We start from the raw sequence: 12,667 nt of genomic DNA, 5'->3' as shown, positions 1-12,667 counted from the left end.
ATGCCATCGTTTGACACTGTGCTGGAAGCCGATTTCGTTGAAGTGAAGAACGCGGTTGAAAATGCCTCCAAGGAAATTGCCACCCGCTTCGACTTCAAAGGCACCTCAGCCGCCGTAGAGCTCAAAGACAAAGAAATCACCATGTTTGGTGATGCCGAGTTTCAACTGACACAGGTGGAGGACTTGTTGCGCAACAAGCTCACCAAGCGCAATGTGGATGTCCGCTTTCTGGACATTCAAAAGTCGCAAAAAATTGGTGGCGACAAGGTCAAGCAAGTCATCAAGGTCAAAAATGGCATTGAGTCCGAAATTGCCAAACAACTGCAAAAATTGATGAAGGAAAGCAAGCTGAAAGTGCAAGCTGCCATTCAAGAAGACAAAGTACGCATCACTGGCGCCAAACGCGATGATTTGCAAGCAGCGATGGCGCTGATCCGCGAGAAAATGGCAGACCATCCGCTGTCTTTTAACAACTTCCGTGACTGAACGTGTCCGCTAGACTGTTACAACCTTAAACAGTCTTAACGAACACCCCATGCACCGCCATCTCCTGACCCCTACAGTTTTTGCCGCTGCAAGCTGCATACTGGCAGTCACCGCCAGCTACGCGCAATCAGTGGCGATGACGGGGGTGATGGGCAGCAAGGTGCTACTTATCGTCAATGGTGGCGCGCCCAAAGCGCTGAGTGTCAGCGAAAGCCATGAGGGTGTTCGCGTGGTGCAGGTGCAAGGCGATCGCGCCATTGTTGAGGTGCAGGGCAAGCGCCAGACCCTGCAGCTAGGCGACTCTCCTGTCAGCGTAGGCAAAGGTCTGCCAAGTGGGCGCAAAGTGGTTCTACGTGCGGACAGCCGTGGGCACTTTCGAGAAAACGGGTTTATCAATAACAAACCGATGGTCTACATGGTCGACACCGGGGCCAGCACTATTGGTATTGGTCAATCAGACGCTCAGCGCATGGGCATTGATTTCAAAAAAGGCCTGCCTGTGACCGTCCGCACCGCCAACGGTAATACCCAGGGATGGCGCATCAAGCTAGATACGGTACGTGTGGGCGACATTACCGTTTATGGGGTAGATGCCATCGTCAGCCCCCAACCCATGCCTTTTATACTGCTGGGCAACAGCTTTCTGGCGCAGCTGCACATGACTCGCCAAGGCAACGAGATGGTACTGGAGCAGCGTTAAATCGTGATCAGTACCCACCCGAGCAGTTTGGCGCATCTGTCTTTGCCAACCCATACAGAAGATGAAGCGCCATATCAAGATTTGCTGGGCATGTGGTCGGATCTTGAGGCTGCACTGAGCCTGCTACTCACCCGCCCCGCCCTGGTCCAGCAACTGCCTACCAAAGTGATGCAGCTCGATGCCTGGCTGCAAGAGCTTGTCGCTCACGACAGCGATAGCGCTCTGTATCTCATGTTCCAGCTGGCGGGCAGCTCAACTGTGGGCTACAGCGCTTCGCACGCCCTGGTCTGCACCACCCTGTGCCATATTTTGGCGGCAGACTTCCAGCTGTCACAGGCTGAACGCGACGCATTGGTCCATGCAGCCTTCACCATGAACATCGGCATGACTGCTTTGCAAGATCAATTGGCACTGCAGCGCGAGCGCCCCAGCGTGGCCCAGCAGGAAGCCATACGCATGCATCCTGCCGAAGGTCGGCACACGCTCCAAAAGCTAGGCGTACAGAACAAACTCTGGCTGGACGTGGTGGGACTGCACCACATCAACACGCCCGCCCAAGTACCGTTGATGCAGCAGCCTGCTGCAGAGCGTTTGGCACGCATACTGGCCACCTGTGACCGGTATGCCGCCATGATCAGCCCCCGGCGCAGCCGGGCTGGCCGTAGCGTGACTGAATCAGTGCAGGCTGTAACAGGCCCGCAATCCAAGCTGTACGAGCAAGCGGGCGATGCCTTGATCCGCAGTGTTGGCCTCTTTCCTCCTGGCGTGTACGTAGCACTTTCCACCGGTGAAACAGCCGTCGTTATCCGGCGCACCCCTCACATTGGATACCCTTTAGTTGCTACGCTGCTGGACACTCGAAAGATGCCGCTGCGGCAACCCGAATTAACCGCAACCAATGGACAGGATGTGCGCATCACCCATGCACTGTCACCTTTCGAAGTTAATCTGCAGGTCGACCACCGCACCATGGTTCGCCTGGGCATGTATGCCGCGCGCTTTAGCGATGGCTTGCATCAGCTGGTTTTTATACCTGGCGCACGCTGAACACGACCCAGCATACAAAGCGGCATATTCCATGCAGCTTTAAATTCAATAGCTACTTGCGCTGAACTGGTAAGCGCCAGAAGCCTAAATGGCTTCGCTTTCACTGGCTGCACAAGCCGGCATGTAGCGCTCACGTTTATGCGCTTTGAGTCTGTGCACATCCACCAGCACCAGTCCATCCACACAGTTCGAAAAATCCGGATCTACGCCAAAATCTAAAAAACGCACCCCACCGGGTTCAGCCACTTCAGCGTATTGCTTGTAGAGCGTTGGCACGCTGGAGCCCATGTGTGCCAGCAAATGCTTGAGGCGCACAAAGTCTGCAACACGATCGTCTCCGGTGAATTGGGCGCATACTTCCAGTCCATCCCCTGAGGGAACATACGGCCTGCGTGCATGGGCCAAACATGCCGCACCGTAGTGGGTGCGATAGTGGTAGATGAGCAAGTCACGTGCAGCCTGAGGCATGTCGCGGCTGAGTGAAACCGGACCGAACAGGTAGCGGCATTCGGGGTAATGCTGTACATAGGCACCAATTCCAAACCAGAGATAGTCCAGCGAACGCTTGCCCCAATAGCGTGGCTGTACAAAAGAGCGGCCCAGCTCCAGTCCTTGCTGCAAAAATGGCTGCATGCCCGGCGTAAATTCAAACAGGCTGTGCGTATACAAGCCCTCGGCTCCCTGCTGCGTCAGCACCTGGGCCGTGCGCGCCATACGGTAAGCACCGGCGATCTCCAGATCCTGAGGTTCCCACAAGATCAGATGATCGTAATAGGCATCAAAACGATCCAGATCTCGCCGGGTACCACTGCCCTCCCCAACTGCGCGAAAAGACAGCTCACGCAAGCGCCCTACTTCCCGCAGGATGGGTGAGTCCAGTCCACCGCTAAACAAATGAATGCGCTTACCGTCAGGCGTCTCCCCCAGCAACTTGCAAGCAGCAACCGCTTGAGCCAGGGAACTGCGATCCACAGGATGCGCAATCGCTGTCTCAACACGCAGCAGCGAAGGTTTGTCCTGCGCTACGCGGTACAGGTGCTTGCGCAGCAGCTTGGCAGCAGCATCAGGCTCCAAGGGCAATGCGCCATAGCTGGTATGCGGAATCGGATGCCCAATACGCAAGGCAATGCTTTTCTGGTGCTGGCCAAACATCTCTTTGACCAGCAGCAGGGTCGCCAGTGGCTTGTACAGCATGGATGCACCGTAAAACAGCGCGGAGTTACGTCCATCAATGTGGATTGGGACGATGGGCGCTTGTGTCTGCCCTGCCAAACGCAAAAAACCATTGTTCCAGCGCCCATCCCTCACGCCTTCCGGGTGCAGGCGCGATACTTCGCCCGCCGGAAACATGATCACCGCGCCGTCTCCCTGCAGGTGTTCAAGAATTGCCTTGAGCTGGCGCGCCCCGCTGCGCTCGCCCATCATGGTGACGGGCAGCAACAGGCGTTTCAGAGGCGCTACTTCAGCCAGCAAACCGTTGGCCACAATCTTCACATCACGCCGTATGCGCCCCACCAAATTGAGCAACGCCAGTCCATCCAAAGAGCCAATGGGGTGATTGGCAATGATGACTACGCGGCCCTGCGCAGGAATGCGCTCGCGTTCGTTATCCCGCACGGCATAGCTGAACGCAAAGTGTTCCAGTGCCTGCTCTACAAACTGGAATCCTTCAAGATGCGGGTATTGCTGGGCAAAGTTGCGAAAGCTCTGCTCGCGCAGCAAGCGTCGCAATACCCCACGCACCCCCTGACTGATGCGTGGATGACGCTGCAACTGCGGCAAATGCATGTCAACGATCTGATCGACTGAAATCATGGTGCTTCCTGGCGAGTGCTGAACACACCGTGATGCTGACTGTCTTGCATGACAGCGATGCGACATGCACATGACAAAACCATGACCATTCAAGCAGCCACTACCTTCGAGCAAGACAAGGCTGAAATACACCCGAACAATTTGAACAGCACCTTCAGTGCTGGGCTGCAGCCAGTCGCCAAACCAGTTAAGCCATGTACCGCTCTCCATCCTTGCTGAACAGCCGGTGCTGCACAGAGATGAAAAAATCATCTGTCCGGTTGCTTCTCCCAGGCCCCGCCGTTGCAACATGCACCCTTGGTTTTTCATAGACAACGGTTGCAATCACGATGGCCAAGCACTGGTTTGCCATTTATTTTTCTGGTTTCAAGTTCAGCCGATAGCCCACCTGCAACTCCGTCATGAGGTATTGCGGCTGTGCGGCGTTTTGTTCTATTTTTTGACGCAAATTTGCCATATGCACACGTAAGTAGTGAGGTCGATCCAGGTACTCTGGCCCCCAGACTTGCAGTAACAATTGCCGGTGAGTAAGTACCCTGCCCTGCCCCGCAATCAGGGCTGCAAGTAAACGAAACTCAATCGGTGTCAGATGCACATCCTCTTGCCCACGCCGTACCTCATGGGTGGCCAAATCCACAGTCACTGCACCAAACGCAATTTGCGTACTGGACACACCAGCTGTGCCCACGAGTTGGCGCCGCCGCAGCATGGCCCGCAGGCGAGCCAGAAGTTCAGGTACACCAAAGGGTTTGGACAGGTAGTCATCCGCACCGGCATCCAATGCAGCAACTTTCTCGCCTTCATGGTCCCGTGCTGACAAAACGAGAAGAGGTAATTGACTCCAGCGACGCAGTTCGGTGATCACGCTTTTTCCGTCTGCATCAGGTAGACCAAGATCCAGAACCACCGCATCAGGCTGCCTGGAAGCCGCTTCAATTAATCCACGCTTGGCGGTTTCGGCTTCAAAAACCTGCCAGCCTTCGTCCTCCAAGGCCAAGCGAACAAAACGACGAATGCTGGCATCGTCTTCAATCAGCAAAATTCGGGGAGTAGAACTGTTCATGGAGCGTAGGGTCGAAGAGCATTCACACAACTTCATGCATCAATGTCTGGTTGCTGGGTCAATGGCAACTTGATAAAAAACACTGAACCAGTCCCTGCTTCAGCGGTGGCAGCGCTCAAACTGCCGCCATGCGCCTGCACAATGCGCTGCGCCAAAGCCAGACCTAGCCCCATGCCAGATACTGCAGTTTCAGTCTGGCCACGGGTAAATGGTTCAAACAGTTGTGCTGTGTCCATATGCATGGGCAAACCGGGGCCAGCGTCGTGGATTGAAATGACACAGGCTGGCCCGTCGATCTTGGCGGCCAATGAAATCAACGTCCCGCTGGGGGTGTATTTGATCGCGTTATCGAGCAGGTTGACCAGTACACGCTCCATCAGCACAGCATCCACATGCAGCAACGGCAATGTGGCAGGAATATCAGTGTGCACGGGGTGATCGGTCAGACGCTGGCGCATCTGATGCAGGGCGCTTCCCACCAACTCATCCACCGGAAACCATTGCCTGTTCAGGTGCACACCACCTTGCTGCAACCGAGCCATCGCCAGAAGGTTATCAATCAACTGCTGCATGGACTGTGCCTGACTGAATATCTGGAGCAGCATGTCTTTGCTTGCCCCTGCTCTGGCATGGGGCAAGGCCGCTTGGGCTGCCCCCAAAATACTGGTCAAAGGGGTGCGCAAGTCATGTGAAACTGCCGCAAGCAGCGTGTTTCGCATGTGCTCGCCTTCCATGGCAACTTGCGTTTGCTGCGCTACCTCCACAAAGTGAACACGCTCCAGTGCCAGTGCAATCTGGCTGGCGCTGGCGTCAAGCAAGCGGCGCTCCTCCGGCACACGCAACCGATCCGGGGTGCGCAGTTGTAGCGCCAGCACACCACGTGCACGCACCGGAGCCATCAACGGCACATACAGCGCAGGCGCTGCGGCCAACGTGTCGGTACCATGCCCGGCCATCTTTCCATGCTCCATGCACCAGCGTCCTACGCTGATGTCAATCGAACCTTCGCTACCGCGGACGATATGCAGCTGCTCTTCACTGTCAGGCAGCAGCAAACCGGTTTGCGCACCAAATACTCCTGACATGGTGGACAACGCAATCGCAGAGACTTGATCTTGTGTCAGGGCACCTGAGAGATCCCGCGCAAGTCGTGCCAATGCCCCGGCCCTGCGTTCACGCTCTGCCGCCACACGCGCTTCGTGGCGCAACCGTGCCATCAATTGCCCACAAACCAGGGCTACCCCCAGCATCAGGCAAAAGGTGAAAACGTACTGGGTATCGTTGACGCTGAAGGAGTTGCGCGGCGGCACAAAGTAGAAATCAAACAGCAGCACCGACAGCAGTGCCGCCCATGCACCCGGCCCGCGCCCCCAGCGCAGCGCAGAGAGCACAACCACCAGCAAGAACAGCATGACCACATTGGCCGGGTCAAACACTTGAAGCAGCAGCTCCGCCAAACCAGTTGCCGAAAAACAGGCCAGCGTAACACCCAGATAACCTTTCCATGAGAAAAGGCTGCCAGTGCCTACAGGTAAACGCGGGGCGCCCTGATTTTTAAAACTGTTGACAGAAAGCACCAGTACATCCAGCCCAGGATTGAGCAGTGCAATCTGCTCTGGCAAGCTGGGGGACCTCCAAGGCAACCAGCGACGCAAGCGCTGCTGCACCCTTGCCAGCACCAGATGGCTGGCGTTGCGTTCTCGCGCATAGTCGACCAATGCCTGCGCCACATACGCGCCCGGGATGGTCGCCGTGTCTGCCCCCAACCGTGCTGCCAGCGCCAGCGTCTTCAGGACAGCCTCTTGTGCCGGGCGAGGACGGTGCTGACGCTCAGGTGCATCCACGTAGACCACCATCCACTCAGCTTCCAGTCGGCGCGACAGCCGTGCCACCTGACGCACCAGTGCATCGTCTCCTGCGCGCCCTCCAATGCAGACCAGCAACCGCTCACGTGCAGGCCAGACCTCATTGATTGCGCGCTCTCGGCGGTAATCACGCATGTCTTCGTCTACACGGTCGGCCGTTCGGCGCAAGGCCAGCTCGCGCAGTGCCAGCAAATTACCCAGTCGAAAGAAATTGCGCGAGGCACGCTCCGCCTGCTCCAGTGGGTACACCTTTCCGGCCTTGAGCCGCTTGAGCAGCTCTTCCGGTGGAATATCGACCACGATGACTTCATCAGCATCATCAAAGATATGGTCAGGCACGGTTTCGTGCACCTGTATCCCCACAATAGCGCTGACCACGTCGTTCAGACTCTCCAGATGTTGCACATTCAGTGTCGTCCACACATCAATGCCCGCATCCAGCAACTCCTGAACATCCTGCCAGCGCTTGGGGTGGCGCGAGCCAGCGACGTTGCTGTGGGCCAGCTCGTCAAGCAACAAGACACCAGGGCGATGCGCCAGCGCCGCATCCAAATCAAACTCGGTCAGTGTCTTACCCTGGTAAGACACTGACCGACGCGGCAGTTGCTTAAGCCCATGCAACTGCTGCACGGTTTCGGCACGATCATGTGTTTCCACCAAACCTACCAAAACATCCAGACCTGCCTGCCGCTCTCGCTGTGCCGCAGCCAGCATGGCGTAGGTCTTGCCGACGCCTGCGTTGGAGCCGAAGTAAATACGCAACTTACCGCGTTGCGCCTGCTGCTGCGCTGCCTGCAACTGGGCAACCAGCGCATCCGGATCGGGGCGTGCCGGTGCACAAAATGGGTGGTGGTGGTTTACCGGCATCGTGTTGTCATTGTCAGTGTTTCTGTAATCACACCAACCCCAGCAGTGTCAGCGACATATCAATGAGCTTGATCGCCACAAACGGCACGATCAATCCACCCAGCCCATAGATCAGCAAATTGCGGCGCAGCAGTGCAGCAGCCCCCACAGCACGATAAGACACACCACGCAAGGCCAATGGCACGAGGGCAATGATGATCAGCGCATTGAAAATCACCGCGCTCAAAATCGCCGAATCAGCACTGTGCAGCTGCATGACGTTCAATGAGGCCAGTTGCGGATAAGTGCCCACAAAAGCGGCAGGAATGATGGCGAAATACTTGGCCACATCGTTGGCCACACTGAAGGTGGTCAGCGCACCACGCGTCATCAGCATTTGTTTACCCGTCGCCACGACCTCAATCAGTTTGGTGGGATTGCTGTCCAAATCCACCATGTTGCCGGCCTCTTTGGCAGCCTGGGTACCGCTGTTCATGGCAACGGCCACATCGGCCTGCGCCAGTGCGGGGGCATCGTTGGTACCATCGCCCGTCATTGCCACCAGACGCCCGGCCGCCTGGTGCGAGCGGATCAGCTGCAGCTTGTCTTCAGGTCTGGCTTCAGCCAGATAATCATCCACACCTGCTTCGGCAGCAATAGCGGCTGCAGTCAGCGGATTGTCCCCCGTCACCATCACCGTTTGAATGCCCATGCGCCGCAGCTCAGCAAAGCGCTCTCGCATACCGGGTTTAACAATATCTTTGAGCTCAATCACACCCAGCACCCGAGGCCCATCAGCAACCACCAGCGGCGTGCTGCCCTTGCGCGAAACATTGTCAACCGATTGCTGCACAGCGGCAGGCAAGCTGCCACCCAGCGCTTGCACATGGCTGCGCACTGCATCGGCAGCACCTTTGCGCAAGCTGCGCAGGCCATGAGGTGCTGGCAAGTCCACACCACTCATGCGTGTCTGTGCGGTAAATGGCACAAATTCGGCCACTAACTCAGCAGCAATGCGGTCAGGCAGCCCATGGAGCTCTCTGGCCAAATTCACCACGCTACGCCCTTCCGGGGTTTCATCAGCCAGCGAAGCCAGCTGTGCCGCCTCAGCCAATTGCAGTGCAGTCACGCCTGGCGCCGGAAAAAACTCACTGGCCTGCCGATTACCCCAGGTGATGGTGCCCGTCTTGTCCAGCAACAGCACATCCACATCTCCTGCCGCTTCCACCGCACGGCCAGAAGTCGCAATCACATTGGCCTGCATCATGCGGCTCATTCCTGCCACACCGATTGCGGACAACAAGCCACCAATCGTGGTTGGGATCAGGCACACCAGCAATGCCACCAGCACAGCAATGCTGACTACCGAGCCACTACCAGCCTGTGATACAGCAAACGCCGAGAACGGCCACAGCGTAACAATGACCAGCAGGAACACCAGAGTCAGGCCTACCAGCAAAATCGACAGTGCCAGCTCATTGGGTGTTTTCTGGCGCTTGGCCGACTCGACCATGGAGATCATCCGGTCCAGAAACGACTCGCCAGGATTGACCGAAACCTGCACCACCAGCCAGTCTGACAGCACGCGCGTACCACCAGTGACGGAAGAAAAATCTCCCCCAGCCTCACGGATTACGGGTGCTGACTCACCGGTAATGGCGCTTTCATCCACCGATGCCACCCCTTCTATGACCGTGCCGTCCAGCGCAATCACATCGCCAGCTTCCACCAGCAATGTCACCCCCTTGCGCAACTCACTGGCACGTACAGGAATCCAGCTGCTGCCGTAGCTCGGTTGCTGCAGCACCTTGGCCATGGTGTCGCGCTTCATGCCGCGCAGGCTTTCCGCCTGAGCGCGGCTACGGCCTTCGGCCAAGGCCTCTGCGAAGTTGGCAAACAGCACGGTGAACCACAGCCAGAGGGCAATTGCCAGCGTAAAACCTAGGTTCTGGCTCTCCCGATCCATCAGACCTTGCATCCACAGCAAAGTTGTCAGCAAGGCACCAAGATAGACCACAAACATCACCGGGTTGGCCCACTGCGTGCGCGGTGAAAGCTTGCACACAGCCCCTCGCAAAGCAGCGCGCAGCAGCTTGCCATCAAACAGGCTTTTGCCTGCCGTCATATTCTTGTGATTCATGGCTTACTCCTTGGCTGCACCAGCAGAGACTGCGGGCTGGTGCAAAGCATCCAACGCCAGATTGAGCTGCAGTACATTGACCCGAGGCTCTCCCAACAGATAAAGGGTGCGCTGCTCAGTTGATTGACTGAGCAGTTGCTGTACCCGCTCATGCGTCAAGCTGCGCTCCCTGGCCACACGCGGCAATTGCAGCGCGGCATTGGCCAGTGAGATATGCGGATCAAGCCCCGATGCCGAAGCTGTCACAGCATCCACAGGAACGGCAGCCCCAGCGGCCATACCGTTGTCCATGCGGTACTGCGTCACACGCCTTGCAACGGTTTCAGCCAGATCCTGGTGAGTACTGCCCTGGTTACTCGCCCCGGATGCAGCGGCGTTGTAAGGCGATGCCATGCTGGCACCTTGCTGGGCAGGGTCCGGGCCAAGGGTAGCGCTGGGCCGACTGTGAAAGTAAGACGCAGCTTCAAACTGCTGGCCAATCAAAGCAGACCCTAGGATTTGTCCATCAAGCACGATCAGGCTGCCATTGGCAGCCTGTGGAAACAGGGCCTGCGCCACACCCGTGGTCAGAAGCGGGTAAGCAATGCCGGTCACCAGCATCACCACCACGGCAGCTCGTACGCTGCTGCCTACAAGCTGCCCCCAGGAGCTGGAGTTCGATGCCGTGGGCGTGGCCATGTCCACAGCAGCAGACACCGACGGGAAAAGAGAGGAAGAAGATTTCATAGCTTGCTCCTTGGTACGGGGCACATAAGCCCCGCCCCTTTGGTAAAAAGTTTCGTTATGCGTACAGCTGGCCCACCAGCATTTGCAGATGCTCAATCACCGGGCCTAGCGCCAAGGCGGGCAGGAAAGTAAGCCCGCCAACCACCAGTACTACAAAGACCAGCAGCCCCATGAACAGCGGCGTGGCAGTTGGGAAAGTACCTGGCCCAGCCGGCACCGTCGCCTTGGCGGCCATGCTGCCGGCTACAGCCAGCAAAGGCAGCAAGGTTAGAAAGCGCCCTGCGAGCATGGCCAGGCCAATCGTGGTGTTAAAGAAGGGGGTGTTGGCATTCAGCCCAGCAAAGGCAGAGCCGTTATTGGCTGCGGCTGAGGCATAGGCATACAAAATTTCCGAAAAACCATGCGGCCCACGGTTGTTCAGACTGGCACTTGCATCAGGCCACAGTGCAGCCAGCGCGGTGAACCCCAAGATGACCGCCGGATGGGCCAGCACCGAGAGCATGACCAGCTTGATCTCACGCACCTCGATCTTCTTGCCCAAAAACTCGGGCGTACGGCCAATCATCATTCCCGCCAAGAAAACCGTCAGGATCGCGTACTGGATCAGGTTGATCAGACCCACGCCATCACCACCAAATACGCAATTGAGCATCATGAGCGCAAGCGGTGTGATGCTGCCCAGCGGAGTCAGTGAATCGTGCATGGCGTTGACCGAGCCTGTGGTTGCAGCCGTAGTTGTCGTTACAAACAACGCTGTGTCAGCAATCCCGAAGCGCAGCTCCTTGCCTTCCATATTGCCACCCGACTGGGTGATACTCGCCTGCTGATCAGCCCCTGCTCGTGCCAGCAATTGACTGCCACCCTGCTCTGCCGTAAACACCAGACTCAGGAAGCCGACAAACAAGACCAGACAGGCACCAAAAAATACCCACCCCTGACGGCGCTGCAGCAGCATGGAGCCGAACGCGTAAGTCAATGAAGCAGGAATCAGCAACATCGACAAGATGTGCACCAGATTCGTCAACGGTGTGGGATTTTCAAACGGGTGCGCAGCATTCATACTGAAGAAGCCGCCCCCATTGGTGCCCAGGTGCTTGATGCTCTCCAGACTAGCCACCGGCCCCATCATCAGTTGCTGGCGTGCGCCTTCCACCGTGGTGGCCAAAGTCTGCGTATTCAACGTCTGGGGAATGCCTTGCCACACATAAAAAAGCGCGACAAGCAAGGACAACGGCAGCAACACGCGCCATAACACTCGCACATAGTCGACCCAGAAGTTGCCCATATTCAGACTGCTGGAGCGCGCCAGACCTCTGACAAAACCTCCGCAAACCGCAACACCCGTTGTAGCGCCCGCAAACATCAGAAAAGTAATGGCCGCCATTTGCGTGGCGTTGGTCAAGCTGCTTTCACCCGCATAGGCCTGCCAATTGGTATTGGTGATGAAAGAGGCTGCGGTATTGAATGCCAAATGCGGCGGTTGTGCGGCAATCTCCAGCGGGTTAAGCGGCAACCAGTCTTGCGTACGCAAGATCAGGTAACCCAGCAGCATCATCACTGCATTGGAAAGCAGCAGTGCCGCGCCATAGCGCTGCCAGCCCATTTGTTCTTGCGGGTTGATGCCCAAAGTGCCATAAGTCAAACGCTCTAGCCATGTGTGGTGGTCGCTGGTAAAACAGCGCGCCAACCATTGGCCCATAGGCACAGTCAGCACGGCCATGACCGCCAGCACTACGGCAAATTCCATCCAGGGTAACCACATGGTGTTCCCCTCTCAGATACGCGCCAAAGCGCGAGCAAAGCCCAGCAGGGCAACAAAACAGGTGACCGTGAGAATGACAAAAATCAGGTCTTGTAGTGCGTGCATGCTGGCTCCTTAGAATTTTTCAGGGCGCAGCAGCGCATAGCCTAAATAGGCGAACAACCCTAACGCCATTACTGCAGCGCAGGCTTCAATCCAGTGGCCGGTCATCATTTGA

The 12,667-nt window shown here is 57.0% G+C and carries 10 protein-coding genes; 3 read left to right on the top strand and 7 right to left on the bottom strand.

The features are described from left to right. From IB213_RS09315 to IB213_RS09305, 3 genes are all read left to right on the top strand, one after another. Window positions 1-486 (top strand): YajQ family cyclic di-GMP-binding protein, encoded by a 486-nt coding sequence (locus tag IB213_RS09315; RefSeq protein WP_191723841.1) that lies wholly within the window; start codon window positions 1-3, stop codon window positions 484-486. A 49-nt stretch (window positions 487-535) separates the two neighbouring features. Continuing rightward, window positions 536-1,186: a TIGR02281 family clan AA aspartic protease gene (locus IB213_RS09310; RefSeq protein ID WP_191723840.1), complete on the top strand. Its 651-nt coding sequence runs from the start codon at window positions 536-538 to the stop codon at window positions 1,184-1,186. A gap of 90 nt (window positions 1,187-1,276) precedes the next feature. Next, window positions 1,277-2,233, top strand: a complete 957-nt coding sequence (locus tag IB213_RS09305) for an HD-GYP domain-containing protein (protein ID WP_225561028.1) — start codon at window positions 1,277-1,279, stop codon at window positions 2,231-2,233. An 84-nt stretch (window positions 2,234-2,317) separates the two neighbouring features. On the opposite strand, the gene IB213_RS09300 is transcribed toward IB213_RS09305, so the two are convergent. The 7 genes from IB213_RS09300 to kdpF all read right to left on the bottom strand — a co-directional run bounded on the left by IB213_RS09300 (window position 2,318) and on the right by kdpF (window position 12,663). Further along, window positions 2,318-4,048, bottom strand: coding sequence for a lysophospholipid acyltransferase family protein (locus IB213_RS09300; protein ID WP_192406056.1), 1,731 nt, complete (start codon window positions 4,046-4,048; stop codon window positions 2,318-2,320). A gap of 352 nt (window positions 4,049-4,400) precedes the next feature. Beyond that, window positions 4,401-5,111 carry a response regulator gene (locus tag IB213_RS09295; protein ID WP_191723838.1) on the bottom strand — a complete coding sequence of 237 codons (711 nt, stop codon included), beginning with the start codon at window positions 5,109-5,111 and terminating at the stop codon, window positions 4,401-4,403. A 32-nt stretch (window positions 5,112-5,143) separates the two neighbouring features. Next, entirely contained in the window at window positions 5,144-7,843 is a 2,700-nt protein-coding gene (locus tag IB213_RS09290; protein WP_192406055.1) for a sensor histidine kinase KdpD, read from the bottom strand. Between the two features lie 28 nt (window positions 7,844-7,871). After that, window positions 7,872-9,962, bottom strand: a complete 2,091-nt coding sequence (kdpB, locus tag IB213_RS09285; protein WP_192406054.1) for a potassium-transporting ATPase subunit KdpB — start codon at window positions 9,960-9,962, stop codon at window positions 7,872-7,874. Window positions 9,963-9,965: 3 nt separating this feature from the next. Then, window positions 9,966-10,688 carry a potassium-transporting ATPase subunit KdpC gene (kdpC, locus tag IB213_RS09280; RefSeq protein WP_192406053.1) on the bottom strand — a complete coding sequence of 241 codons (723 nt, stop codon included), beginning with the start codon at window positions 10,686-10,688 and terminating at the stop codon, window positions 9,966-9,968. 55 nt (window positions 10,689-10,743) lie between these two features. Further along, the gene (kdpA, locus tag IB213_RS09275) at window positions 10,744-12,450 is read right to left on the bottom strand and encodes a potassium-transporting ATPase subunit KdpA (RefSeq protein ID WP_192406052.1); all 1,707 of its coding nucleotides are present in this window, start codon (window positions 12,448-12,450) and stop codon (window positions 10,744-10,746) included. Window positions 12,451-12,564: 114 nt separating this feature from the next. Further along, complete coding sequence (kdpF, locus tag IB213_RS09270; RefSeq protein ID WP_225214189.1) at window positions 12,565-12,663, bottom strand: K(+)-transporting ATPase subunit F; 99 nt, start codon at window positions 12,661-12,663, stop codon at window positions 12,565-12,567. Window positions 12,664-12,667: the final 4 nt, after the last annotated feature.

Source organism: Comamonas sp. CMM02 (assembly GCF_014851485.1).
In the GTDB taxonomy this organism is placed as follows: domain Bacteria; phylum Pseudomonadota; class Gammaproteobacteria; order Burkholderiales; family Burkholderiaceae_C; genus Comamonas; species Comamonas avium.
This window is presented reverse-complemented; position numbering and strand designations above follow the sequence as displayed.